General features: G+C 40.9%; 16 protein-coding genes and 4 pseudogenes. 11 read left to right on the top strand and 9 right to left on the bottom strand.

Annotation, left to right across the window (positions count from 1 at the left end; translation table 11 throughout):
* Window positions 1-569: 569 nt before the first annotated feature.
* Entirely contained in the window at window positions 570-1,889 is a 1,320-nt protein-coding gene (locus tag KO473_RS01035; protein WP_005819852.1) for a hypothetical protein, read from the bottom strand.
* Window positions 1,890-2,233: 344 nt separating this feature from the next.
* On the opposite strand from KO473_RS01035, the pseudogene KO473_RS01030 reads away from it, so the two are divergent.
* The 7 genes and pseudogenes from KO473_RS01030 to KO473_RS01000 form a co-directional block, all read left to right on the top strand.
* Window positions 2,234-2,482 (top strand): annotated as a pseudogene (locus KO473_RS01030) (YWFCY domain-containing protein); the annotation flags it as partial.
* 369 nt (window positions 2,483-2,851) lie between these two features.
* Complete coding sequence (locus tag KO473_RS01025) at window positions 2,852-3,190, top strand: helix-turn-helix domain-containing protein (RefSeq protein WP_005819855.1); 339 nt, start codon at window positions 2,852-2,854, stop codon at window positions 3,188-3,190.
* Complete coding sequence (locus tag KO473_RS01020; RefSeq protein WP_005819856.1) at window positions 3,183-5,252, top strand: toprim domain-containing protein; 2,070 nt, start codon at window positions 3,183-3,185, stop codon at window positions 5,250-5,252. The genes KO473_RS01025 and KO473_RS01020 overlap by 8 nt, the downstream gene beginning before the upstream one ends.
* Window positions 5,249-5,632, top strand: a complete 384-nt coding sequence (locus tag KO473_RS01015) for a helix-turn-helix domain-containing protein (protein WP_005819857.1) — start codon at window positions 5,249-5,251, stop codon at window positions 5,630-5,632. The genes KO473_RS01020 and KO473_RS01015 overlap by 4 nt, the downstream gene beginning before the upstream one ends.
* Before the next feature lie 254 nt (window positions 5,633-5,886).
* The gene (locus KO473_RS01010) at window positions 5,887-7,107 is read left to right on the top strand and encodes an ATP/GTP-binding protein (RefSeq protein ID WP_005819858.1); all 1,221 of its coding nucleotides are present in this window, start codon (window positions 5,887-5,889) and stop codon (window positions 7,105-7,107) included.
* 3 nt (window positions 7,108-7,110) lie between these two features.
* A complete protein-coding gene (locus KO473_RS01005; protein ID WP_005819859.1) occupies window positions 7,111-7,746 on the top strand; it encodes an RloB family protein in 636 nt (211 codons plus the stop codon).
* A gap of 18 nt (window positions 7,747-7,764) precedes the next feature.
* On the top strand, window positions 7,765-8,025 hold the full coding sequence (locus KO473_RS01000) for a hypothetical protein (RefSeq protein ID WP_005819860.1): 261 nt from the start codon (window positions 7,765-7,767) through the stop codon (window positions 8,023-8,025).
* 8 nt (window positions 8,026-8,033) lie between these two features.
* Here the strand turns inward: KO473_RS01000 and KO473_RS00995 are convergent.
* Window positions 8,034-9,196 (bottom strand): annotated as a pseudogene (locus tag KO473_RS00995) (IS4 family transposase).
* A gap of 323 nt (window positions 9,197-9,519) precedes the next feature.
* On the opposite strand from KO473_RS00995, the gene KO473_RS23745 reads away from it, so the two are divergent.
* On the top strand, window positions 9,520-9,804 hold the full coding sequence (locus tag KO473_RS23745) for an SIR2 family protein (RefSeq protein WP_032537387.1): 285 nt from the start codon (window positions 9,520-9,522) through the stop codon (window positions 9,802-9,804).
* The gene (locus KO473_RS00985; RefSeq protein ID WP_005819863.1) at window positions 9,788-10,096 is read left to right on the top strand and encodes a hypothetical protein; all 309 of its coding nucleotides are present in this window, start codon (window positions 9,788-9,790) and stop codon (window positions 10,094-10,096) included. The genes KO473_RS23745 and KO473_RS00985 overlap by 17 nt, the downstream gene beginning before the upstream one ends.
* On the opposite strand, the pseudogene KO473_RS00980 reads toward KO473_RS00985, so the two are convergent.
* The 3 genes and pseudogenes from KO473_RS00980 to KO473_RS00970 form a co-directional block, all read right to left on the bottom strand.
* A pseudogene (locus KO473_RS00980) lies at window positions 10,074-10,577 on the bottom strand (hypothetical protein); the annotation flags it as partial. The gene KO473_RS00985 and the pseudogene KO473_RS00980 sit on opposite strands and share 23 nt — an antisense overlap.
* Before the next feature lie 235 nt (window positions 10,578-10,812).
* Window positions 10,813-12,150 carry an RNA-binding domain-containing protein gene (locus tag KO473_RS00975; RefSeq protein ID WP_005819865.1) on the bottom strand — a complete coding sequence of 446 codons (1,338 nt, stop codon included), beginning with the start codon at window positions 12,148-12,150 and terminating at the stop codon, window positions 10,813-10,815.
* Window positions 12,151-12,206: 56 nt separating this feature from the next.
* Window positions 12,207-12,405: pseudogene (locus KO473_RS00970) on the bottom strand (hypothetical protein); the annotation flags it as partial.
* A gap of 933 nt (window positions 12,406-13,338) precedes the next feature.
* Here KO473_RS00970 and KO473_RS00965 point away from each other — a divergent pair.
* Window positions 13,339-14,637: a reverse transcriptase domain-containing protein gene (locus KO473_RS00965; RefSeq protein ID WP_157195912.1), complete on the top strand. Its 1,299-nt coding sequence runs from the start codon at window positions 13,339-13,341 to the stop codon at window positions 14,635-14,637.
* 130 nt (window positions 14,638-14,767) lie between these two features.
* Window positions 14,768-15,241, top strand: a complete 474-nt coding sequence (locus KO473_RS00960; protein WP_371820584.1) for a nucleotidyl transferase AbiEii/AbiGii toxin family protein — start codon at window positions 14,768-14,770, stop codon at window positions 15,239-15,241.
* 69 nt (window positions 15,242-15,310) lie between these two features.
* On the opposite strand, the gene KO473_RS00955 is transcribed toward KO473_RS00960, so the two are convergent.
* The 4 genes from KO473_RS00955 to KO473_RS00940 form a co-directional block, all read right to left on the bottom strand.
* Entirely contained in the window at window positions 15,311-20,959 is a 5,649-nt protein-coding gene (locus tag KO473_RS00955; protein WP_005819869.1) for an N-6 DNA methylase, read from the bottom strand.
* Complete coding sequence (locus KO473_RS00950; protein ID WP_005819870.1) at window positions 20,949-21,404, bottom strand: DUF1896 domain-containing protein; 456 nt, start codon at window positions 21,402-21,404, stop codon at window positions 20,949-20,951. The genes KO473_RS00955 and KO473_RS00950 overlap by 11 nt, the downstream gene beginning before the upstream one ends.
* 202 nt (window positions 21,405-21,606) lie before the next feature.
* Window positions 21,607-23,706, bottom strand: a complete 2,100-nt coding sequence (topB, locus tag KO473_RS00945; protein ID WP_122130897.1) for a type IA DNA topoisomerase — start codon at window positions 23,704-23,706, stop codon at window positions 21,607-21,609.
* A gap of 14 nt (window positions 23,707-23,720) precedes the next feature.
* Window positions 23,721-25,145, bottom strand: a complete 1,425-nt coding sequence (locus KO473_RS00940; RefSeq protein WP_005819872.1) for a DUF3945 domain-containing protein — start codon at window positions 25,143-25,145, stop codon at window positions 23,721-23,723.
* Window positions 25,146-25,385 lie beyond the last annotated feature (240 nt).

Raw genomic sequence — 25,385 nt, 5'->3', positions numbered from 1 at the left:
TTTTCCAGTGCAATGTGCGAGCCTATATATAGGTATAGGCTTGCACATTGCACCGGATTGTCCAAGGATGTTTGAGGTGTTTAAGGAATTGTTACAGGTTAAATAGAAGAAATTATCAATTTTGTAATGCTATCTGATTCCTTAATCCACAACAGACTAACCTTGATGCCGCCATCGAATAATGCGAAAGGTGCAAAAACAGCCCTTTTAAGACCTCATCCGGTCACATCATAGGCAAAGACCATCGCAGACCATGCCTTTTATGTTGGAGCAGTTAAAATAACTGGAAAGAAGCCAAAGAAAGGGTAATTTGCTGGCGAGTACCAAACGAAAATGGAACAGGGCAACGGCTCACAAAAGAGGATATGGGCTATGAAATCGGGCGTATTGAAACCTATCACCCCGCTCCCTGTATTGGGACACTCTAAAGCGGGATGAGATATTGCGCTTCTTTCATGACCTTTTCGAGATGGGGATTGACTAATACAGGTGCGGGCGGGTTTTCCACCCGTTTCTTTTTCCATGAGCCAAAGATAATGCGGTAAAAAAGAAACAAAAAGCCGCTCTCATTAATTGATTTTTGGGAAATATTCTTTTAATTTCCAGCCATACCACAAATGTCCAAAAGGGCAGGCACATAGAAAACGGGCTTTTTTCCACGGTTTTGTTTTGCAAGTTTCACTTACACATCTATTGTCAGCCTTACAGTACTCGTATAAATCGCAATCATTGAATCCTTTCATGATATACATAATACTGCCTGCGGCTGTTATACATGCCAGTTTTCTTTTAGTTAGCTTCTTGTCTATACTGTTGTAAAAAAACGTTTCATTTTTACTGTTAGACAAAAGTGGCGTTCCTATTAAAGTAATAAAATCATTAAATACATTATTACTTTCCAATTGACCTCCTGAAACAAGTTTTGATAAAATCAAAGGGTCATTTTTTCTCCATTCGAAAGCCGTTTCAATAATAATGTTTATCCACTTTCTTAAAAGATAATGGTCTATAGTTGCAAATCGCTTGTTAAGACTTTTAATTGCCATATTCTTTATTTCACAGAGTCCATCAATATACGAAAAAGTATTACCATTTCCCGAAACGTTTATGCTATTTGAAATAAAATCACCTATAATATCCTCCCATTTTGTATATATTCCCTTTTTTTCAATTATTTCCAAGTAATCAACCAGCACTTTTGCTGGATGGGAATAATTCATCGCCAAGTCGCATAATGCAAATAAAAACTGTTTGTTATCGCTTAATTGAGGAATATAATAATCGACTAATTGCTTAACAATACAGTATGGATAATTGGGCGATTTAGCCATGTAAGGATTTCCATAAGTAATCTGTTCAGCTAAATATGCCATACTTTCACTAATATGATAACCACCTAATCTAAAAAGACGGAAGTTTCCATTGTCAGAAAAAGGAATGCATATTTTTTTTAGATTGATTTGTTGCCCATTATAGTTTTTAATATTGTCTTTAACAATCGGTTTCCCCGTTATTTTAAAATTATTTACGTCAACATGTTCAGGCAAGCCTATTTGTCCATTGACAAATTTATTTATAGCTATATTATATGCTACATTATCAACTCCCTGTTTTGGTGTGATTGGTCTTTCAAATTCTCCTTTAGGTAGTTTGTAGACGTGATTTGTAGCATAAGACAAGTATTCTCCATTTACATAAATATTATATAATCCAGTACTTGTCATTATATCTTGCAGGAAATGGATATATTCATGGAAGAAAGTACATTGCGTTTCTTTATCCCATTCTTTCCATTTCGATAAATCAACAGATCCTCTTATGTGCAAATGGAACATATTGGGCATATAGAAGCCTAATGTTTCTAAATTGAGATAACGCTTGTCATCCATAAAGTTGCAATTAAAATTTTCTGCAAAATTACCTATAAAAGAACACCTGATGAAATTATTTATCAAGTATTTTTCCGCAAGTTGCCTAAAGTTGCTTATTGAGATTTTAATACTTCGAGCAAACACCAGCACCATTCTGTCGGATTCAAAAAGTGGTTGCCTTTCCTGATTTCATAGTGCGGATGGTAGCCTGTCGTAAGCCCGCTGTTTCCTACACAGGCAATATTTGCCCATACTAAACGAATCTCCCGCATTTACTAACGTTTTGCTTAAATGGATTACAGCCAATTTTCGACACCCCAGAAGAAAAAAAGACGTATTTATTAATTCTAAACAGATCAATTATGCAGAATGAAAATGATTTAAGAGGGCTGGCAAAGGTCATGGATTTTATGCGGGTTATCTGTATTTTATTTGTGGTGATTAACATTTACTGGTTTTGTTACCAGTCGTTCCGGAAATGGGTATCAATATAGGGGTGATTGATAAGCCTGTTGAACTTCCTGCATACCGCCGGGTTGTTCTCCAATATTCTGTTTACCAAACTGTTTTCGGTGGTGTTTCTGGCACTCTACTATTTATGGGGACAAGGGGGGATTGCCAGTGCTGCTTTTCTGAAAAGTTTTTTGGAAGTTTTCTGAAAAGTCAAATTTGCAAAATGAGATTGGCTATGGTAGGAGATAGCCTACTGTTGTTCACACTATTTTATAGAATAAATCTTCCAGCAAATTTTATTAGGGTACACAACTATACAATATTGAATTCAGATATGATGTTGAATACTTGGTGCGAGCCTATATACATAAGTATAGGCTTACCAGATTCTGACTGCACTGTACCTCCCTCCCGCTATGCTCCATATTCAGATATTGAAAAAAAGTTATGCCAAGTTGGTAACAAGTTGGCAAATGCTCCGGCACTATTGGATGAACTTTGCAGCAAATTAAAACGATAACTGTAATATGGAAGTAATAACAATGGATAGCAAGGTGTATAAAGACCTTATCGGGAAAATTCAGCGAATAGCCGACTTCGTGGCAAAGGCACAAGTTATGCCTAAAGAGGAAAATGAGGTGTGGCTGGATAGTAATCAGGTGGCGGATACCCTGAATATAAGTACACGCACATTACAACGATTGAGAAACGAAAACCTGATAAGCTACTCTATGTTGAGAGGACGGTGCCTTTATAAACTTTCGGAAATAGAACGTGGACTGAATGAACGCATCATCAAATGCAAACCACAGGACAGAGAGAATTTTCGGAGGAATTATTTTTTGAATGATAATGAGAATGAATAAAGAGGATATTCTTCTACTAACAAATAAAGGCTTGGCGGTTTTCAAGTATTATATCCCATTTCCTTTTAAGCTCGGACGTAATTTCTTAAATCCGCTGTACAAAGATAGCAAGGCTTCGTGTAATGTGTATTTTGACCGAAGAAACGGAATGTACAAAATGAAGGATTTTGGGAATGATGATTATTCAGGGGACTGTTTTGCCTTGGTCGGCAAGCTAAACGGGTTGAATTGTAAAGAGGCTAAAGACTTTGTGGAAATACTGGCTATCATTGACCGGGATATGCACTTGGGCTTATCTGACAAGCCTGAAATGAGAATTTCCTCTACTACACCTGTTCCGGTGATTGCGGAAGTTACACATGTATCGAAAAGGAAGAAAGCAAGACCTTATACGTTGGCGCAAAAGAGCTTTACGGCTGCGGAACTTGCCTTTTGGGGAGAAAGCGGTATCACGCAAGAGGTGCTGAAATTGTTCCGGGTGGTTTCGTTGAAGAAGTTCAGCAGTGAAAATAACGAAGGGAAACCGTTCAGCATTGCGGCGACGGATAAAGAACCGGTGTTCGGATATACGGCGAAGCAATATGTGAAGGTGTACCGCCCGCACTCGGAGATGCGTTTTTTATATGCCGGGGATTTTGGGGAGAATTACTGCTTCGGGTTGGAACAGTTGCCTGCTAAGGGGGATTTGCTCTTTATTACAGGTGGTGAGAAGGACGTGATGAGCCTGACGGTTTACGGGTTCCATGCTATCTGCTTCAATTCGGAAACGGTGACTATTCCTGTGGGAATTATTCATAGGCTCTCTTTCCGGTTCAAACATATTGTCCTACTCTATGATGTGGATAAAGCGGGGCTGGACAGTTCGGCAAAACAAGAACTGGCGTTGAAGAACTATGGGGTGAAACGATTGTTGCTACCACTGGCGGGAACGAAGGTGGAAAAGGATATTTCGGACTTTTTCCGTTTGGGAAATAGCCGGGAGGATTTGATTAAACTATTTCTGGATTATCTGGATACAATATACAGTGAAACTATGTCTGCTCTGAAATCTTGTGAGGTGGATTTTAATAATCCGCCGCCCGTGGCACAAATGGTTGTGTCGGTGAATGATGTGCCGTTAGGCACGCAAGGGAATATCCTCTGTATTACCGGTGGTGAGGGAACCGGAAAAAGTAATTATGTGACGGCATTAATAGCCGGTGCCATCGGACAATCCGATAAGAATAAGGATAAGGTGATGGATACGTTGGGGGTGTCGGTCTGTGAAAACAGCAAGCGGAAGGCGATTCTGTTTTATGATACGGAACAGTCGGAGGTGCAGACGTACAAGAACATTACAACCCTTTTAAGGCGTTGCGGACGGGAAACGATGCCGGAATACCTGAAAGCGTATTGCCTGACGGGAATGAGCCGGAAAGAGCGTTTGCAGGCGATTATCCAAAGTATGGATAAGTTTCATTATCAGTTCAGGGGGATTCACATGGTGGTGATCGACGGGATTGCAGACTTGATTAAGGGTGCAAATGATGAAACGGAAAGTATTGCCGTGGTGGAGGAATTGTATCGGCTGGCGGGGATTTACAATACTTGTATCGTTACTATCCTGCATTTTATTCCTTCGGGGCTGAAATTGCGGGGGCATTTGGGCAGTGAGTTGCAACGAAAGGCGGCGGCAATTCTTTCTATTGAGAAAGATACTGATCCGTCGGTGTCGGTGGTGAAGGCGCTGAAGGTGCGCGACGGCAGTCCGCTGGATGTGCCTATTATGCAGTTTGCATGGGATAAGAATGCCGGGATGCATGTGTATCTGGGAGAAAAACCGAAAGAGGAAAAGGAGAAGCGGAAAGAGGATGAGCTTGTGGCAGTGGCACGGGATATTTTCGGACGGCAGGACTTTATCACTTATGTGGATTTGGCGGAACAGATTCAAGCGATACTGGACGTGAAGGAACGCACGGCGAAAAGTTATATCAAGTTCATGCGGGAGAAGGAAATCATACGGAAAGACCCGTCGAACCAGAGCTATTATATCATCGGGAATTTAAAACTGGCTGGGTTATGATACCATTGGATAAAGAAACATTCGAGGCGTATATGGAACGGTTGCTTGAACAAGTGGAAAGAGTTGTAGGCGTACTGGACAAGAAGAACAAGAAGCCGCAAAATTACCTGAACGGGGAACGGCTTTACGATAACCAGGACGTTTGCCTGTTGCTGAACATCAGCAAACGGACGTTGCAACGGTATAGGGATAATGGGTTGAAGTATCACACGATCCTGCATAAGACGTATTATGGGGAGAAGGACTTGCACGAGTTTATACGGAGGTATTTCGATGGAGAGAATGTAGGGAAAGGTAAAACGAAGGAATGTAAAGAAGATGAACGTACAGAGGATGGCATGCTATGCGATGATGAGAACGAGCCTACAGAAGATATTTAGGTTGTTATAATTTCCATTTAAGCAGATTTAGCCGATAACCTGACGTTGTGGGTGTATCCCATACTGTCGTGATGATAGGGCGGGATATTTTTTCAAAGTTTTGGTAGTAACAGGTAAATACTGCCGAAAATTTGAAAATGAAAGTAGGAATACATGTTATTAGGCATAAAATAATATAATTCATCTGACAGGTGTCCTTTTCTGAAAAATAAAAGCTATATTTGTGATAAAATCTCGAATAAAGCAATTAAAATATGATTATTCAATTTACAATAGGAAACTTTCTATCTTTTAAAGAACAATTTACATTGTCATTAGCGGCATCGGCTTTGAAAGAAGTACAGGTTCCGGCTGAAGATATAATTTTTAGTGTAGGGACTACCGGATTGTCATTAATGAAAAGTGCGGTGGTTTACGGTGCCAACGCATCCGGTAAATCCAATTTCATTAAGGCTTTTGAGTTCTTTAAATGGTATGTGATAAATTCATCAAAGGATATTCAGGCGGGGGAACGTGTTAATATAGAAAGTTTTCGGTTAAATTCACTTACTGCGGGTGAACCAAGTTATTTTGAAGCCATATTCTGTGATGAAGATAATCAATATCGTTATGGATTTGAAGCTGATAATTCTTTGGTACATTCGGAATGGCTCTATCAAAAAGCTAATAAAAAGAGAGCTAAGGAGGTGGAACTATTCTACCGGGAAAAAGATAGCTTCGATATTCATACCAAGTTTGTCGTTGGTAGAGAGCTTGCAGGTAAACGAATGGTGAGAGCGAATGCATTATTGCTTTCTGTTGCGGCACAATTTAATGATCCGACAGCAGTGGAGATAATGAAATGGTTGAACGATACCACTATTATTTCTGGTTCTAATGATGAGAAGATATGGAATACCGCCACCATCCAACTGGATGACATCAAAATGAAACAGAGAATCGTAGAGTTTTCACGCTATGCTGATTTAGGTATTGAGAATATTGAAAAAATTGATAATACTATTGTCAGTACGCATACGCAGTACGATGATGAAGGTAATGAAGTCAAAGCTGTTACTTTCCCATTCAGGAAAAATGAATCGGAAGGTACAATAAAGTATTTTTCTTTAGCATATCCTATTATTGATGCTTTGGATAATGGAAAGCGTCTGATTATAGATGAATTTGATTCTAAGATGCATCCACTTCTTACGTGTAGAATTATTGCCTTGTTTAATTCAAAAGAAACAAATCCGAAAAATGCTCAATTGATTTTCACTACTCACGATACTAATTTGTTGAGTGCTAATATATTCCGACGGGATCAGATTTGGTTCACACAAAAAGACCGTTATGGGGCAACCGAACTTTATTCATTAGCAGAGTATAAAGTTCGTAATGATGCTTCGTTTGAAAAAGATTACTTATCCGGAAAGTACGGAGCTATTCCAATTGTCGGAGATTTAACCCGTTTGTTTAATACGCAAGAAAAATAAACTATGGCGGCTACAAAAAGGAAAAATATAAATCCGCGTATCGAAAGAAAAATAACCCGTATTAGTGGTGTGCGTGAAGTGAAACAAACATTTCTAATTATTTGCGAAGGGGTTAATACTGAGCCGGACTATTTTAATGCTTTCCGCTTGACTTCTGCCAATGTGAAAGCTATCGGTCAAGGCATGGGAACATTAGCATTAGTACAGAAAGCTATCAATATAAAAGAGCAGGAAAGGCAAAAAGGAAGGACATACAATCAGAATTGGGTGGTCTTTGACAAAGATGATTTTCCAGAAAGTGACTTTAACTCTGCTATACTATTAGCACGCCAAAATGGTTTTGAAGTGGCTTATAGTAATCAGGCCTTTGAATTTTGGTTCTTACTTCACTTTAATCTGTATCAAGGGGCTTTGCATCGTTCCAGATATGAAAAAATGTTGAGTACTTTGCTCGGATTTGCTTATACAAAGAAGTCGGGTGTAAGCTCTAAAATGTTTAATGCTTTATTCCCTAAACAAGAACAAGCTATTAATCATGCTAAAACTATTATAAAACAATTTGATGGGAATAACCCAGCACAACAAGAGTCTTCCACTACTGTTTATTTGTTAGTAGAAGAGTTAAACAGATTCATATAATTAATATCTTATTTTCATATGGAAAACATACAATTGTCAAATATATTGCATATACAAGAAGCAAGTAAACAGGGTAAGCTCGTTATGTTTGTGGGTGCAGGTGTGTCTGCGGATTCCGGTGTACCTATGTGGAGTGAATTAATTCAAGGACTTAAAAAAGAATTACCATATTCTTTGAAAAATGAAACGGATGATTTGAAAATCGCACAATTGTATAAAGATTCAAGAGGTTATAAAGAATATATCGAGAACATTAGTGTCCCGTTAAAATCGGGATGAGTTAATAGTCAATCAAATAATCTCGGAATAAGGGGGTTAAATTGCTCTTTGACATCATTGAAATTAGTCTTATTAAACAGTTGTTGTAAAGGAATTTTATCCATCAATGAGATACTAAGAATCTGTAAGACCTCATAGGTTGAACGATTCAGTTGCATATCATATTGGACAATAACCACCAAACAATAGTTAATGTAGCAACACTTATCTGTATTCGAACTGCATTCTCTGTGGTACCCCAGAACCTTTTTATCTTGAGGTGCTGTTGTAACCATTTAAAGAACAGTTCAACGAGCCATCTTTTTTTATAAAGATTGGTAACATCAAATGCGGATATATGTTTAGCATTCGTTAGAAAAGTGAATTCACGTTCATCCTCCTCATCATAGAAACGGATGATTCTGAATGATTCAGGATACTTCTTTTCAGAGGTGTACCCGATCAGTTTCCCTTCCGCATCTGAAAGGATATTTTTCGACATTCTACGCTTCCATTTACAGAACTTGCACTTTAGATTTGACTTCGCTCTGACTACAAAGAAAGAACCTGTAAGGTGAATCCGATAAAGGTCCTTAAACGAGTCATACGCTCTGTCGAATATATAATAGGCATTTGGCTCATAATTAATTGCAGACATTGCAGTTGAATCATGTTTGGATGCTGTAGTTACCGTATAAAAGGCAGGGACCTGTGTTTCTATGTCATAAAGGACATGAGCTTTAACCCCACCTTTTTTCTTACGAAACTTCGCCCAAGGGAATGTAGCTAGACATAAAGGAATCGTAGTGGAATCAAACGCATACTTTCTTCCTGGAACATCCAGGAGATTAGTAGCTCGTTTTTCGCATGCCTCCTTCATCATGTAGAAAGCGAAGTCTTCAAAGATTCTGTAATCCCGATTCTGATTGGCTGATGCAAGCGTGGTTTTCGCAATGGGTTCACGACCCAACCCCAAATGATAACGCTTTCCTTGATGAGCTTCCAAAGCTACAATCAAGTCACGAAGACTTTCACGATTACTGAGTTGGCCGAACATCATTGCAAGTAACTGGTTCCAGCAAGTGAAATGTTTCACATAACGGTTGCTATCGTATTTACGCACGTAGTTATTAAACTGAGTTCTGTTCAAAAAAGTGGAAAGTTGAGAAAAAAAGTATTTATCTTGATTCATATGCAGCCGTTATTATGACTGCAAAAATAGAATTTCAAATCCGTTTCATTTCAAAATACCACTTAATCGACTATATTTCAATTATTTCAAAGAACTATTTATCCACTTTTACGGGACAGTAATGTATCGAGAAAATAAAAGAGTTGTTATTGCATGGAAAAATTGCTCCTACTCCAATTCATGATGCTATATTAGAATTAGCTCCTTGTCACATAATAACTACTAATTATGATGATCTAATAGAGCAAAATATAGAACAAAAGTTTATGCAATATCACATAATAAGGAAAGATGAAGATTTGCCATATACTCAATATTAAAATATGCTTATTAAGATGCATGGAGATTTTAATGTTGGGAATATTGTTTTAACAGAAAATGATTATTATAATTATAATAATAACTTTCCATTAATTAATGCTTTTGTAAAGTCACTTTTTGCATCAAAATTAATCTTATTTATTGGTTTCTCTTTCAACGATATGAATCTTAAGATATTGTTAAATAGCGTAAGCAATATTCTAAAAGAAAATATGCAACGTATCTACTTGTTGACTAATAAAAATATAGATTCAACACAAAGAAACTATTATGAAAAAAAGAATTAATATTGTTGAACTAACTCCTGGATTTGTAAATGAAAAAATAAAAATACAATCAATTAATATAGATGATATAGGATTGATTTCACAATATGGTATTGCTTTATATAAACAATTGGTTTTAATAAAACAATATAGACAAGAAAACGATTTGATTGATTATTTATATAAACGTATTAAATCATATGAAGATGAAATTAGAGTTTTAGGAAATGGACTAAAATATATTTTTCCAGTTGCTCTTTTGATAGTCCGAAGTTTTTCAAGGCTTTTCAATCTACCTTATCAGGATCAATGAGATATTTACTTTTGTCGGGCTGGTTCTGCTGTGTAGTTGCATCCGCTTCTTTGGCTGGCTGTTGTGTCTGTGGTTGTTCTGTTTGTGTTCCTTGCTGCTGTTCTTTCTTTGCTTCCTGCTTTGCCATTTCAGGTGATACCCGGTAACGCTCTACTTCCGCTTCATTCTTGGGTGTCGGGTGATCGAAGTTCTCCCTGATTATTGGTGTAATCTTGGGTAGTTCAATCTTAGGAATTTTGAAGAAGCTGAACCGGGTGGGATTTTTCAACTGATTCATCATGTTGGAAAAGAAGTTAGAAAAGAAATCGCCGTTCCGGTCGAATTTCAGTAAATCGCTGTTCTCCGGTGGTACGGTTTGAAGCTCTCCGTTTTCATCTACTCCTTTTACTGCGCTGATTGTCTTTTTCTCCTTATCCAGTGCAAGAAGAATATCCATCATCTGTTCCTCAGTGGTGGATTGATTGGCTGTGTTTACATCCATAACTTTTTGAAATTTAGTGAGTAATAAATCATTTCAGAAGTAAAAGTAAGGATGAAATAGAGTATATTTAAGGATTTGGAAACGGGTGTCCTCATTAGTCCTCGTTTGGCTTTATTTGTCCCATAGGCACAAAAAAAGAGAGTGAAACTAAAGTCACTCTCTTTCCATGAGCCATTTGTGAGCCATTTGGCAGTTTTGTTCCTGTCTCGTAATCAATGATTTGCAGAAATATGCCTTATTCTTGTGATACGTTTGTGAGCCATTTAGGTACATAGTAAGTTCCTTTGCCTACTTTGCCCTGCATTTCCAGCCAGTCATTCATTTGTTGGAGTATGCGGGATGCAGTCGGCTTACTCACCGTCAAAATATTCTGCACGTCCGAATTAGTGACCCGTCCGCTTTTAGCCACATATTCAATAACGGAAATAAATCTTTCATCTACCTGCTGTGCCAACAACTGTGAACGCACATCGGTATAATAGGTAATCATTAGACCACTTAACATTTCAAGTTTGGGCGGTAGTAATCTGTATGCACTGACCGCTTCCAAAATACGTTTATATCCACGTCCCCAGCTTTCAATATCACCACACCGGAAAAGGGCATTGGCGATAGATGGATTGTAAGGACGGGACGGATGCTTCTCAAAAAGTTTCTGTGTCGTCCAGTCTTCCGGCAAACGTCCGGCGTTCCAAAAAACTACATGGTCGGGATAGACACTTATCTGTGTCGGTGTTGCATCCGCATAATCTTTATGAGCCACACAATTCATTAAAGACTCTCTTAGTGCTTCAACCGGGAACTGGGGAGTTTCACGGCGGGAAACACCTTGATAAGAAATACTATATATTAGGTATTTGGTCTTTATCAAGTCCATTGCCTTATCTATCTGTTCCATTAAAGAACCGTGCACTTCATCCTGAAACGCCAAATCTTCATTGTCATTTCGGAAGAAGCCAATCTTTATGTATGCACCTCGTACATACCTTTCTGGGTCGGGATGGAACAACAACACGGCAGCCCGGCTTAGTTGCTTGGTATCATCGTCTATCAAGCGCAGGTCATACAGCAAGTGTTCGGTAGTGTCATTCAATATATCAGCATCCACCCGGTTGCTTTTAGCTGCTTCACGGCGGAAACGGTTCAAAGCATTTGCGGATAAATCTTCAATTTTCACACCAGCAATCGAGAAATCATCCCAGTTCTTGCCTGTACGTTGCAGAATGAAACGGTTCAAGGCTGCACCTTTCAATTCCTGTTTCGTGCTACCTGTACGATAGTGATATTGACCTTTGTAGTTGATAGGATTAGAATAGGGTGGTACAACGATTTCAATATATTCAAGTCCGTTTTCTTCCAGCAGATTAACATCCACTATTATTCCCAATACGTCCCTGACTTTATTCGGTATATCCTCCAACTGTTTTTTTGCATTGGAAACACCAACCACTTTGCCGTTGTCGTCCATACCTATATATATCTTACCACCTATAGCATTGGCAAAACCACATATCCATTTCAGATATTCGTCCCGCCAGCTTTCTTTCCATTCTATATTCTGATTTTCACTCATATATTCATCTTTCCTTTGTGCAAAAATACTAAAAATACCAATTATGGAAGAAGAATATGCCTTATTCTTCTTCGTCTTTCCACAAAGAAGTTAGAAAAGAAATCGCCATTCTGGTCGAATTTCAGTAAATCGTTGTTCTCCGTTTTCATTTACTCCTTTTACTGCGCTGATTGTCTTTTTCTCCTTATCCAGTACAAGAAGAATATCCATCATCTGTTCATCAGTGGTGGATTGGTTGGCTGTGTTTACATCCATAATTTTTTGAAATTTAGTGAGTAATAAATTTTTCGGAAGTAAAAGTAAGGATGAAATAGAGTATATTTAAAGATTTGAGAGCAGGTGGCTTTATTAGTCATCGTTTGGCTTCATTTGTTCTCTCTATTAGAAGATTATTCAATATAGGGTGTATAAATAGTTCACTGATATCCTGTTTCAGTTGTAGTATATCTTATAAGCTTCCTCAATACTAATATTTTTGCCCTTTTTTGTTTGATTGAAAATAAAAAAAAGATATTTTTGCAAGGTTGTAATACTCCACAACCCATTTTATGGGTTGAAGTGTATAATTTAAAAATATAAAACTTAGGAGAGTCCCTTATTATGAGTACATACAGAGTCTTGCTTTTACTTCCGCAACGAGTGTGGTTGGAGAAATATTCTGAATAAACAAGCATCAGGCATAATTAATTCAGTAATACTCGTTATTATTGAAACGATTGTATCTATGATTTGTTTCCAGTTCTGTTTCATATTTAGTGTATTTATAATATGCAAAGATAGTAATAGAATTCTATTAAATAGGGACGAATTTTTATATGGGTTCGTATGATGGACGCTTACGTATGTGTATCTTCTTAATAGAAGTTGAACGTTCCGATAAGGACTCTCCTTTTTTTAATTACTACTGATGAAAAAAAAGAAAGATTGGTTTAAAACTAAATCATATTGCCATATTGGACAACGACTTTCACAAAAAGATCGATGTGCAGTTAGTGCTTACATCCATCATAAAGAAAATATAACTCATCACGCTTTCTTTCCTTTAATAAGAAAAACACAAAAAAAAATAAGTACAAAGCAATAACGAATAAGTCAGGAAAGCAAATTCGCGCTAAAGAAACAAAAAAAAGAGTGTTATGCTATGCGACACATTTTGACTCTGCAATTTATTCATATTACGCACTTGAGATGAGTAAAAAATATGAAGAATATTTGGAACGTAATGCTATTTCAGATAATATTACTGCTTATAGAACTATTAATAAAATAAATGGGCAAGGTAAATGTAATATAGATTTCGCTAAGGAAGTATTTGATTTTATTAAAAAGAAAAATGAGCAAGGTATTGATGTTGCTGCAATAACTTTTGATATCAAAGGTTTTTTTGATAACCTCGACCATAGACTACTAAAAGACATTCTTAAAAGATTATATGAAGTAGATAAATTGGATGATGATTTGTATGCCATCTATAAGAGTGCAATAAAGTATCCATTTGTAGAATTAAGAGATTTGTTTAATCTTTTTAAAGATCAAATTGTATGTAAGTATGAGCAAACAGATGTAACAGAGCGCAAGATAAAGAAAATAAATTATATGCGTGATAATGATGCTGTTGCATTTTGCAGTAAAGAAAATATAAAAAAAATCCGTGAAGCTCATATAATAAAAAGAGGTAACTATATCTATCACCCTGATGAAGAGAAAGGTGAAACTAAAGGCTATACACATAAAGGTATTCCACAAGGGCTACCAGTGAGTGCTGTACCTGCTAATATATACATGATGGAATTTGATAAAACAATAATTTCAAAAATAAGTTGTGAAAATGTTCTTTATAGAAGATATTCCGATGATATTGTTGTGGTCTGTCCAAAAGAATTAGTTGGCTGTATCAAAAATGTAATTTTTGACAACATAAAAAAAGTGAAACTAGAAATAGAGGCATCTAAGACTAATGTATTCTATTTTATACGCAAATTAGATGATTCTATTGAATGTCATCATTCAGCGAGGGGGAAAAATAAACCATTTGAGTACTTGGGGTTTTCTTTTGATGGAGAGCGAGCGTTATTGAAACAATCCTCTGTAAGTTCCTATTATCAACGAATGCAATCTACATTGCAACGCAATACAGCATTCGCATCTACAGTAAAAAACAACGAGAATTACGGTAAGATATTTGTTAATAAAGTAGTTAAAAAATTCACACTCAAGGGGGCCAAAAAACATAAAATATATTATCGACAGAAAACTATAGATAGCAAGAATATTTTTGTGTATTCAGGGAAACATAGTTTAGGAAATTATCATACATATGTAATTAAGTCATCTGATATATTCCAGTCGGATGATATAAAGCACCAATTAAAACGTAATTTAAAAATATTGAAAAAGAAAATTTGTATTGCTAAAGAAAAAGTTAGCCAAAGGATTAACAACAAACGTATGTATGAGATTAGAACTTATGGAAGGATTTTCTCATAAATAGACTACCAATATTTAATCAATAAGAAATGGGAAATCTAATATCATCAGTTCCCCATTTCTCGGGAAATGACTATTCGTTTAGAATTAAATGACTTAATTCAGGATCATTCTTAATCCTCTCCATTTCATCCTCGACAATCTGCTTGACCTCCTGCTTGATACGGTTGTAGTACGATTAAAAGTAGAAATTAACTGCAAGGAGCATTTCAATGTCTTTGGTCTGAATAAAATGGATTTCAGTGTACAGAACCAATGGTATACCGGAAGTTGCCAAGTGACCACTTATCACTTGGACGAATTAATAGGAACTAAATTACGTGCGCTCTACCAAAGAAGAAAAGGACGTGATCTTTTTGATTTGTACAAAGCAATATCAGCAGGCTCATTAAATTCCAATAAGGTACTGGAATGCTACCACAAGTATATGGAGTTTGTAGTGGACAATCCTCCTTCACAAAAGGAGTTTCTACAAAATATGGAAATAAAAATGCAGGATGATGAATTTTGGGGAGATACGGAACTACTGCTCTGTCCTGACGAAAAGTTCAATCCGCAAGAAGCGTATGAAATCATAAAGAAAGAATTAATTGAAAAGCTATAATACAAATAATTCCATCCTTCAGCCTAACTTAAAAAGCCGTTACATGATTTGAATGCAACGGCTTTTAGTTTAAAGTTTAAATCCTTTATACGGCTTCTCCGTATCATCCTTATTACCCGTTCCTCCTATGTCTGCAATGACTGCCCGGTTCTGCAAAGCACCTTTGATGCTGACAGTCCGGGGCATTTTTGTGACCTTTGGAGGTTGGCCTTGCATGAAGTCAGGCATTTTATGAACGTAAGGTTCATGAGGTGGCTCCGGCTGTACAGACTGAACGGGCGGTAATTGTACGGCCGTTTGCTGCTTATCCGCTATTTCACCTTCATCTTTCCCTTGCTTTATCGGCTTTAAGGATAGCAAGATTTTGCGATCCAATGCCGCAAGGTCGGATTTAAGTTGTTGAAGCCGGTCTTCCTTTTTCCATGTGGTGCCGATGACTTCCTGAAGTACAGGAATATCTTTAGAAATCTGTTCCGTATCCTTTTGGTATTTCTCCATTAGACCGGGCATGGTTTCAAGGGCATGGAGGAAAGTAAGGGTAGCCGTTTTCGGATCGGATGCCAACTTTCCATAGTTGAAGTTATAGAGAATATTACCCTCTCCACGGGCAAAGAAGCGGTTTTCGATAAAATCGAAACCGTCCTTTCTGCTGGTTTCTGTTTTTACCAGCAGATCAAAGCCGTAGAGAGTGCCGATTTTCTCCGGTATACCATGAGTGCGGAATTTATCTTCTATTTCGACTAACTTCCGGGCAAGGACTTTCACGTCTTTGCTCTGTACTCCATTCAATAAGATAGGATTCAGGGCTTCACCTGCTTCGTCACGTTTTACCTGACTGCCAAACTGCTGCAAGTCTTTGCCTAAACGGTCTATCTTGTCCTGATTGGCCGTTATGTCCTGCATAATCTTTTCCAGCTTGGCTTCGGAAGAAGATTTGCCACGACTGAACGCTTTGCGTTCACTTTCCAATGCGGTGACCTGCTTTTCTAACTTGGCTTTATCAAGCAGGTCGGTATTGCCGGAGAGAATAGCCACGTATTCGGAATAATTCATGCCGCCTTGCTCGTCCATGCTGCCCTCGTCGATGGTACGGGCACCCATTGAGCCACGTTTGAGTTGGGTAATAAATAGTTGCTTGTTGTGCAGCAAGTTGAATTTGTAGCTATCCAGTGACTTTTCTACCGTATAGATAACTACATCCACCTTATTGTCAGCGTATAGTTTGGCTATCTCGTTGCCTTTTCGGATTCCTCGACCATCACGCTGCTGTAAATCGCTTGGTCGCCACGGACTGTCCAAATGATGGATCGCCACGCACCGTTTTTGCGCATTTACTCCCGTCCCTAACATTTCCGTAGAACCGAACAGGACACGTATTTTTCCCTCATTCATGGCTTGAATCATTGCCTTACGGGACTTCTCCGTCTTGGCTTCCTGAATGAAACGCACCTGCTCTGCGGGGATACCGTAATCATCCACTAACTTGCGTTTGATTTCAGTATAGGGAGTCCATTCACCGGGTTTGTACGTGCCAAGATCCGAGAATACAAATTGCGTACCCTTGTACTCGTCGTACTTTTTGTGATACTGCGCTATCATGGCCGCACAATGCGAGGCTTTATTGTCGATGTGGTCATCATATTTGTCAGGATCAATCATGCGCATATCCAGCGACATCTTACGGGCATAGTTGGTAGCAATAAGCATCTTGGCTTTCTCTTCCTTTTTGCTCAGCGGTGGTCGTCCTAAAACGGTAGCATCACCCGACTTTGCAAACTGCATGAGTTTCTGAATGTACTCCTGCTGGTCAGGCGTTGGTGGTATATTGTGAAGAATCTCGTTCTTCTTGGGGCGGTCGATACCAATATCCTCGGCAGTACGGAAGTCGGTAATCTCGTTGTACATGGCTGCCAATTCCGGAACTTTGATGAAGTAACGGAAACGCTCTTTCTGGACTATCTCGTTAGTAACGGAGAACTCATAGTCAATCGTCTTCTTGGCAAAGACGGCTGCCCATGCGTCGAATGTATTGATTCCCTGCCGTTCCAGTTCTTTGGGGCGGAGGTATTTAAAGAGCAGGTATAATTCCGTCAAACTATTGGAAATGGTGGTACCGGATAGAAAGGTGGCTCCCAAATCCTTGCCTGTACGCTCTTGGATTGTGCGCAAAGCGAAGAGCATATTCAGCGCACGCTGGCTGCCTTCACTGTTTCCAAGCCCGGCTACACGGTCGTGACGGGTGGTAAACATCAAGTTTTTGAATCGGTGTGATTCGTCTACGAGCAGGTGATCGATGCCCATTTGCTTGAAATCTACCACATTATCCTTTCGGTTTTCGATATCAAAGGTTAGCTCTTTGATTTTCGCTTCGAGGTTGGTCTTGCGCTTTTCCACGCCTTTGAGCATACCATTGGAAACTTCTGTTCCCTGCTGGCTCAATACTTCGAGATTTTCCTCCACACTGTCCAACTCTTCCTGAAGGATGCGTATCTGTACTTCTGACGATTGGGGGATCATGCCGAACTGCTCATGCGAAAGAATGATGGCATCCCAATCATTATTCTGCATTTCACGCATGATGCGGACACGGTTCTCCGGGCTGAAATCCTCCTTGCCGGGATACAGGACTTTGGCATTGGGATAGGCGGTACGGAACGTCTGCGCTATCTCGTGAATATTGGCTTTCAATCCGATTATCAGTGGTTTGTTTGCCAGTCCGAGGCGTTTCATCTCATAGGCGGCACAACACATTATCAATGTTTTACCGCCTCCCACCTCATGATCGACGATCCCGCCACCATTGGTTTTCAACATCCAGACTGCATCTTTCTGACTGTCGTACAAACCGGGAATACCCAACCCCTTGAAGTCAATACCGGGAAAAGTTTGCATGGAACCGTCGTATTTGGGTTTGACGGAATTGTTGAACTTACGGTTGTACTGGTCGGTGAGCCGTTGCTTAAATTCAGGTGATTGTTCCCGTAGCCAATCACTAAAGCTGTTACGGATTTCATCAATCTTGCTGTTGGCAAGCTGGATGGCTTCGGTATCACGGATTTTCTTCACTTCATCACCTACCTGTACTTTCTTGGTAATATCGGGAGATGTATTCTGGATGGCGTGCTTCATCAAAGAGATACCGTCATACGTGCGGCTTTCGGCTTTGACGGCAAACTGTTCCCGGATGCGCATATTGCCCAACCGCTGGGAAGTGTTTACGCTGAACTCGTCCCGGCTGGCAGCGTAGGTAACCTTTACATCAGTACCAAACAGGTACGAGGCGTATTTACTGTAAATGCCTGCGCTAATCCACCGTTCTCCGAAATTGAAATCCAAATCCTCGAAAGGAATGGGACGGGGTGCTGCTGCACGCAAGGCGGCAAGGGACTCTTTGGCAGCTTCGTTGTCGGGATGTTTCCGTACGTATTCCTCTATCATCTCCGCTTTGGAGATGACGTTCCCGGCAATGAACTTGTCAGTTATCTCGTAATTATCCACAAGCGGATTGAAGAACACCCGCCCTTTGAGTTCGTCCAACAACATGGATTCGGTTCTGTCGGTCAGTCCCGCCATGTATTCCAGATTGACTGTACCATACTTGTTCAGCGAAGCGGACAAGGCTTCGTCGGATGTATCGACGTGGGTAATCTCGTTCCTGTTGAAGGCTACGGGATGGTCGAAGATGTCGGCTTTCCGGGCTATGCCATCTTGATAGCGCTCCAATGAAAGAATTTCCCGGTTATCGTTGTCCATACGGAACAGGTCTATGTTCTTTGCCTCATTCAGGTTGCCAAACTGACGGGTGAAGTCATCGTACAATTGGTTTAGCGTGGTACGTTCCTCCGGGTTTTCTTCCCTCCGGTCGGCTTCGTATTTGTACAAACGGCGGTAGCTGTCCCGGATTTCGGTGTAGAGCGTTGCTTTGCGAAGCTGTCTGTCCGGCAACTCCAACGGATGGAACACCGGATTGGTTTCTACGCCACGGAGATAGCCGATCTGGTTGTTATCCGTTACCAGTGAGCCTTCTTTGTAATGCTCCGGTACTTCCTTATTATACATGCGTGGCTGCATCCGCTGTTTGCGGTCTTCATCCGCTCGTTTCAAGGCTTCTTGCCGTTCCGGTTGTTTTGATGGTTTGGTCGGTGGGGACATTGCCGCTTGTGGCTTGACCGGACTCTTATAACCTCCGTGAAGCGCATCGAATACCGTAGGACTTACACGGGTTTTATTTGCCGATTTACCGGACGTTCCCGTTTTTATCGGCTCACCGAACAAATTACCCTGCACAGGTTGCTTCTTTGCCGTTGCTTTTTTGCCTTTACCACGTGCAGGCTTTACCTGCGTGCGTTCTTCGGCTGTGAACTCGAAAAGGTCGTACAAGCTTAATATCGGGGTATTTGCCATTGAAAGTTCCGTGCCCATCTCAATGGCCGTAGAAACTTTCTCTACCGGTTCCGGTTCCATCATTTCTACTTGAACCGCTTCCACTTGCATATCCCGTTTGATTTCTGCCATCGGGACAGCTTGCTGTTCCGGCAAGAATTTGCGATACAATTCCACATCCAGATTTCGGGCAAGGTCTTTTGATAGCCTCTCGCGTAAATCGGCAGTAATGCCGGGTATGCCACCCTCATGGATATACACCATACCGGGATGACCATACGGATCGGTGTCTACACGGGCTTTTGTGTGGATGATAGATGCCGATTGAGCGATGTAGCCATTCTCATTGATTCCCTCCGGTCGTTGTGTTACCGAAATAAACGCCTGCTCTTCCTGTGAAAGCGGTATTTCCCTTGCATATTCCTTTTGAAGAATAATCAAGTCACTGCCTACCTCGGTGCCTGCACTATCCGAAAACAGGTTGTTAGGCAAGCGGATAGCCGACACCAACCGGGAATGGCGCATCAACTGGCGGCGTATCTCTTCATTGGCAGGCGAGTTCAACACTCCCTGCGAAGTGATATACGCCAGTATGCCACCGTCCCGAAGCGTGTCCAGCCCTTTGAGGAAGAAATAATTGTGTATGCTCTTGGCTGCCTGCTGCCGTGCGGGTTCTTTGCTCCTGTTAAAAGCCGGATCGAATACGGCTACATCCCCAAACGGAATGTTAGAGGCAGTCACGTCGAAGTAGTTCGCATAGCGAAGCCCGCTCTCTTCAAATCCCTGTATTTCTACCTTGCTTTCGGGATGAAGATGCGAAAGTATCTTCCCCGTCAGCAGGTCTTTTTCAAAACAGACGGTTTTCTGTAAAGGCGATTGAGATAATCCTCCTGCGGATGGTTGTTGGAAAGCATCGACAAATACACCTGTTCCACCCGAAGGATCAAGGAAACGGGACGGGGCAACTCCGTGATTACCCAACTCCGAAGCAAGCACGGAAACAATATCCTGCGGTGTATAGAACGCCGTCAGGATAGAGTTCTTCAAACTGGAAAAATAACGTTTATACTCCGCTTCGTCCGTCGCATGACCACGGATGGCCGAGTGGAGTTGCGAAACAAGGGGGAACAGTTCAAGGTCGGACTTTGTCCAACGGGCGGCATCCATCAATGAGGATGCCGGGTTAAGTATCGCCTTGATGCCGCCAAAGCCGGAGTACAACCGTAATACGGCTTGTTCCTCCGCTGTAGCGGTACGTCCTTCACGTTCCAACGTGAATGCCAGTTTGATTGCTTCGATATTGTCTTTCAGGTGCGCTTTCTTATTATACGCCATGCTCGTCCAGCCAGATTAAGATTGTCCCGGTGAGTTCTGTATAAAGGTTGTCGAACTCCGGCTCAAAAGCGAAATCATCGGATAGCGGATACTTGACGAACACTTCTTCGCAAACAGGAAGGAGTTGGAAGGCAAGTGCTTTCGCACTGCCTTGCGGGACTTCATCTTCGAACTCATTCCAAAGGATGGTAACAATCGTGTCGTATTTGGAGAAATGGAGATTGGCAAATAATACTTTGTTGGCTATTTCTGTAGCCGCATCGTGTGAAAAACCGGAACGGACGGTTTCGCTATACGCCTCGGCTGCGCTATCGCCACGGGCAGCGATAAATCCGGTATCATTTGCCAGTTCAGGATGTGATTCTTTTAAAAAAGCGAGCAGGGACAGGCGATAATAGGACAATTCCTGCGGTTGGTTCTTTGGACTTTGATTCTTCTTATTCATAAAATTGGATTTTTAGTGGTCGGACGGGATTGTCCGGTAAATGATGGGGAAAGATGCTAAACGAGAAAGCACTCCGGGTATCCCTCCCGAAGTGCCACCACTAAAAATCCATAACAAACAACTGCGTCAACAATTATTTATGAGCCATGAATCTTTGGTGGCAAAGATAGCACTTTCCGGTTATTGACAGATTATATTGCTGCTACTTTTTCTTTTTCCCGCTATTCCGCACTCCTTTGTCGGGGAAAACAAAGGTGATATTGAACTGTGCGTCAAAAGCCAGTGAAGCATCAAACGGCTTATCACTTTTGCCTTTCATCCCTTTAATGACTCCTGTCTTGCCTTTAGTCAGCAGTTCCGTAATTTGCTTGTCGGTCAGTTCCTTGTTACAGATATTACGGAAAACTTTCAAACCGCAATCTGCATTATTGCAACGGGCTATTTTATGATAAAACAACACATGCCCCCGTTTACACTTGGGGCATAACGGACTATCGGTAGCCGGGGTTATGGATATGGTCGCGTTCAACAGTTCTGTTGTAATCTGGGCCGTATACACCTCTATTTCCCGATGGAACGTATCCGGTTTCATCTCTCCGGTTTCAATCCTGGCAAGCGCAGTTTCCCAATTTCCTGTCATGGCTACGTCCGCTATCTTCTTATCCTTTACAATGGAATAAACGGTCAGCCCTTTTTCGGTAGGGATGAGTGATTTCTTTTCCCGACGGATATAGTCACGGCTGAACAGTGTTTCGATGATGGCGGCACGGGTAGCCGGGGTACCGATGCCCACTTCTTTCATAGCCTGCCGTTCCTCTTCATTCTCTAAATTCTTGCCTGCGCTCTCCATAGCACCCAACAGGGAACTTTCGGTGTGTAGTGGCCGGGGCTTGGTTTGTTTCTCCAACGATTCACATTTCACTATTGATAAAGTATCTCCTTCGTGAAGGTCAGGCAAAGTGGCATTGTCTTCGTCCTCTTCTTCGGAGAAGCTCCAAACGGAACGCCAGCCGGGTACTTTGATTACGCTGCCACGAACTGCAAAGGTTACATCAGCCGCCTGCAATGTGACAACAGTCTTTTCCAAGACGCATTTATCCGAGAAGGCTTCAAGCATACGGGCGGCAACCATCTCATAAATAATACGGTCATCAGGTACAAGTTCTCCCGCCATATTTTCAGTAACCAATAACGCATGATGATCGGTCACTTTGGCAGCATTAACACTACGACGATTTAACGCTTGCCCTTCCATTGAAGATGCGTAAGCCGAAAAACGGGGATAGGATGCCAATAGAGAGATGCGTTCCGGAATGATTTCAAATACGTCTTCAGAAATATAACGGCTTCCGGTGCGTGGATAGGACAATATTTTTTTTTCATAAAGACTTTGAGCGATGGAAAGTGTTTTGTCCGCAGAAAAACCATGACGAACGTTTGCTTCCTTCTGAAGTGTAGTCAGGTCATACAAAAGCGGAGCGTCCTGTACGGCCTCTTTCCGTTCACAGGCGGTTACTTGTAAAGTGCCTGTGGAATTTACTTTTTGTGTATCATTCTCCGCTTCCTCCACCTTATTATATTTATTAGCGGACAGAACTGAAAAATCCATATTACCGTCACTTAATTGCGCCCGAAGTTGCCAAAACTTCTGTGGAGTGAAGTTCTTATTTTCCATATAACGATTACAAATCATCATCAGTGTAGGTGTCTGTACTCTACCCAAAGAAAAAACACCTTGTCCGGCAGAGATACAAAGTGCTTGGGAGCTATTCAAGCCGACTAAATAATCTGCTTCACTACGAGCTTTGGCACTCAGGTACAAATTGTCATATACCCTCCCGTCTTTCAGGTTATCCAGTCCTTCACGGATGGCACGGTCAGTTAATGAAGAAATCCATAAACGTGAAAAAGGTTTCTTGCAGTGTAGATAATTGTAAATATATCTAAATATTAATTCTCCTTCACGACCACTATCAGTTGCTACAATTATGCTATCGCATTGTTCAAACAGCTCTTTAATAACAGTAAGCTGTTTCACCACTCCGGGATCATCCTTATATGTTTTTCCATCTTTCACCTGTCGGGGAACAAGGATAAATTCCTGCGGAAAGATGGGTAAGTTTTCCCTGCGAAATCCCTGAATACCATAGGCTTCGGGCATGGCAAGCCCAACCAAATGACCGAAGCCCCACGTAACGGCATAACCGTTGCCACTCAAATATCCTTCCTTACGCTCTTTAGCTCCCAATATCATGGCAATATCCCGTGCCACACTCGGCTTCTCTGCAATACAAACTTTCATAATTCAATCTGTTTTCAAATTTTACGACTTTTTACTTTCTTTTTCTCTCCTTTGGCAGCCTGTGTCTGAACGGGCTGTTGTGCGTTAGCTTTCAACGGTTCTTTCACGTTCTTGGTCGTTTCATCCGTTGCTCCGTTGTTTACAGCTACTTGCGTTTTATGCTCTGCGGTCGGAGTGACTTCTTTGGCTGCGCTCCGGGTTTTGTCCGGATTCCATTTGAAGAACTCCGGTTTGGCTTTATCAAAATTCATTTTCACGTATGCGTTGAACGGTTGCCCTTGCTTGTCTTTCATTCCCTGCACGTAGATAGTTCCTCCTTCCCGAAACTTCTTTTGTTGTTCGGGAGTGAGTTCCGCACCCAATAATTTTTTAGGAATGAATATCTTTTGATCCGCCATTTGTTGCTGCGTCTGCGCTTTGTAGCGGTTGCGATCCAGTCCGTCGAAAGTGAAGTCCAGTTTTTCTTTGGCGGCGTTGTATTGGATATAACCGTCAAATAGGGTATTCCATTGCGAGGTCATACCCTCCACCAACACCTTGCCGCCTTCGGTTAGTTGTTTCTGCAGTTCGGGTGTAAGCGTTACGCCTTTTATTTCATGGGGGATTAAAATATCATTCACAGGAACGGCTACCAGATTATTGGTCAGTTTATCCAATGATACCAGACAGGCGGTTGTTTCTCCCTCTTTGAGTGACAGGTTTACCGGATGTCCGGCATTACCATTTGCCAGAATGTTCTTTTGTGCTTCTTCGCTTAGCAGCGTACCATGAAAAGGTAAGTCAAGGACGGGTTCTCTGCGGCAACAGTCTATTTTCAGATCCAACTTGCCATTCTCCCCTTCCTGAAAGTAGATGCGTCCCTGTGTGGAAATAGGGATGCCTTCTACTTGGGTGTCAATCGCTACCAGACCGGATTTGTTACCGGATAGGATGGCTTTCAGATCTCCGCTTTGTTCTAATGATTCTCTGTTGATACCCAGCCGGGCGAGTTGTTCCCAGTCGATACGGTTCTCTAAACTATTGGGCTGTTCTTTCGGTAGCTCAGGTTCGGTGCCTGTTTTCTGCTCCACTTGCTGCTCCGGCTTAATGTAGTCCTCCGGCTTGACCTCATATTGAGCTAAAAAGTCTTTATTCTCTTCAGGAGATTTCAACATATCCTGAAGGATGTCCAATTTATCCAACAATGCGGCCGGAAGATGATAAAAGCGGAAGTCGGTCGGGTTCTTGCATTGGTGCATGAAGTTGGTGAAGAAGGTCTCAAGCATATTGGAATGTTTCTCTATCTTCATAAAATCCTCCAAATTCTCAATGCTGGGCAGCAGACTTTTCATAATCCCGGTCTTTGCCGAGGATTTGTGTACGACTTTCAACTGATTATTGTCGGTCTTGGCTACAACCAATAAGACCTTTTGTTCTTCTTTTTTTTGTTTTTCGTCCATATTCATATGAATTTAATGATTGCATCAATGGTAATGCGGGACGAAAATAGAAGTAAGAAGTTGGTTAACAATGGGCTCTGAGGCGGGTGGCATCGAGTGACTTCAAAGTGGCAGCGAGTGGCATTGATATGTGAAAACCTGCTTACCCATTTCGGGAGATGATTGTAGACGATACATAGAAAAATGTAAAGAAAGGCGCTGAGAATATTGAAATTGGAAATGGCGACTCTGGATCAGAAG

Source organism: Bacteroides sp. HF-4919, assembly GCF_018860125.1.
The sequence above is the reverse complement of the archived record's forward strand: the minus strand, read 5'-3'. Positions and strand labels throughout refer to the sequence as shown.

Excerpts from the sequence above, each read along its gene's own strand:
- KO473_RS00955 (WP_005819869.1), bottom strand. The coding sequence starts at position 20,959 with ATGGCGTATAATAAGAAAGCGCACCTGAAAGACAATATCGAAGCAATC.
- KO473_RS01035 (WP_005819852.1), bottom strand. The coding sequence starts at position 1,889 with ATGGATGACAAGCGTTATCTCAATTTAGAAACATTAGGCTTCTATATG.
- KO473_RS00985 (WP_005819863.1), top strand. The coding sequence starts at position 9,788 with ATGAAAAAAAGAATTAATATTGTTGAACTAACTCCTGGATTTGTAAAT.
- KO473_RS01020 (WP_005819856.1), top strand. The coding sequence starts at position 3,183 with ATGAATAAAGAGGATATTCTTCTACTAACAAATAAAGGCTTGGCGGTT.
- topB (WP_122130897.1), bottom strand. The coding sequence starts at position 23,706 with ATGAAAGTTTGTATTGCAGAGAAGCCGAGTGTGGCACGGGATATTGCC.
- KO473_RS00940 (WP_005819872.1), bottom strand. The coding sequence starts at position 25,145 with ATGGACGAAAAACAAAAAAAAGAAGAACAAAAGGTCTTATTGGTTGTA.
- KO473_RS00965 (WP_157195912.1), top strand. The coding sequence starts at position 13,339 with ATGAGTAAAAAATATGAAGAATATTTGGAACGTAATGCTATTTCAGAT.
- KO473_RS01025 (WP_005819855.1), top strand. The coding sequence starts at position 2,852 with ATGGAAGTAATAACAATGGATAGCAAGGTGTATAAAGACCTTATCGGG.
- KO473_RS23745 (WP_032537387.1), top strand. The coding sequence starts at position 9,520 with ATGCTTATTAAGATGCATGGAGATTTTAATGTTGGGAATATTGTTTTA.
- KO473_RS00950 (WP_005819870.1), bottom strand. The coding sequence starts at position 21,404 with ATGAATAAGAAGAATCAAAGTCCAAAGAACCAACCGCAGGAATTGTCC.
- KO473_RS01000 (WP_005819860.1), top strand. The coding sequence starts at position 7,765 with ATGGAAAACATACAATTGTCAAATATATTGCATATACAAGAAGCAAGT.
- KO473_RS01015 (WP_005819857.1), top strand. The coding sequence starts at position 5,249 with ATGATACCATTGGATAAAGAAACATTCGAGGCGTATATGGAACGGTTG.
- KO473_RS01005 (WP_005819859.1), top strand. The coding sequence starts at position 7,111 with ATGGCGGCTACAAAAAGGAAAAATATAAATCCGCGTATCGAAAGAAAA.
- KO473_RS00975 (WP_005819865.1), bottom strand. The coding sequence starts at position 12,150 with ATGAGTGAAAATCAGAATATAGAATGGAAAGAAAGCTGGCGGGACGAA.
- KO473_RS01010 (WP_005819858.1), top strand. The coding sequence starts at position 5,887 with ATGATTATTCAATTTACAATAGGAAACTTTCTATCTTTTAAAGAACAA.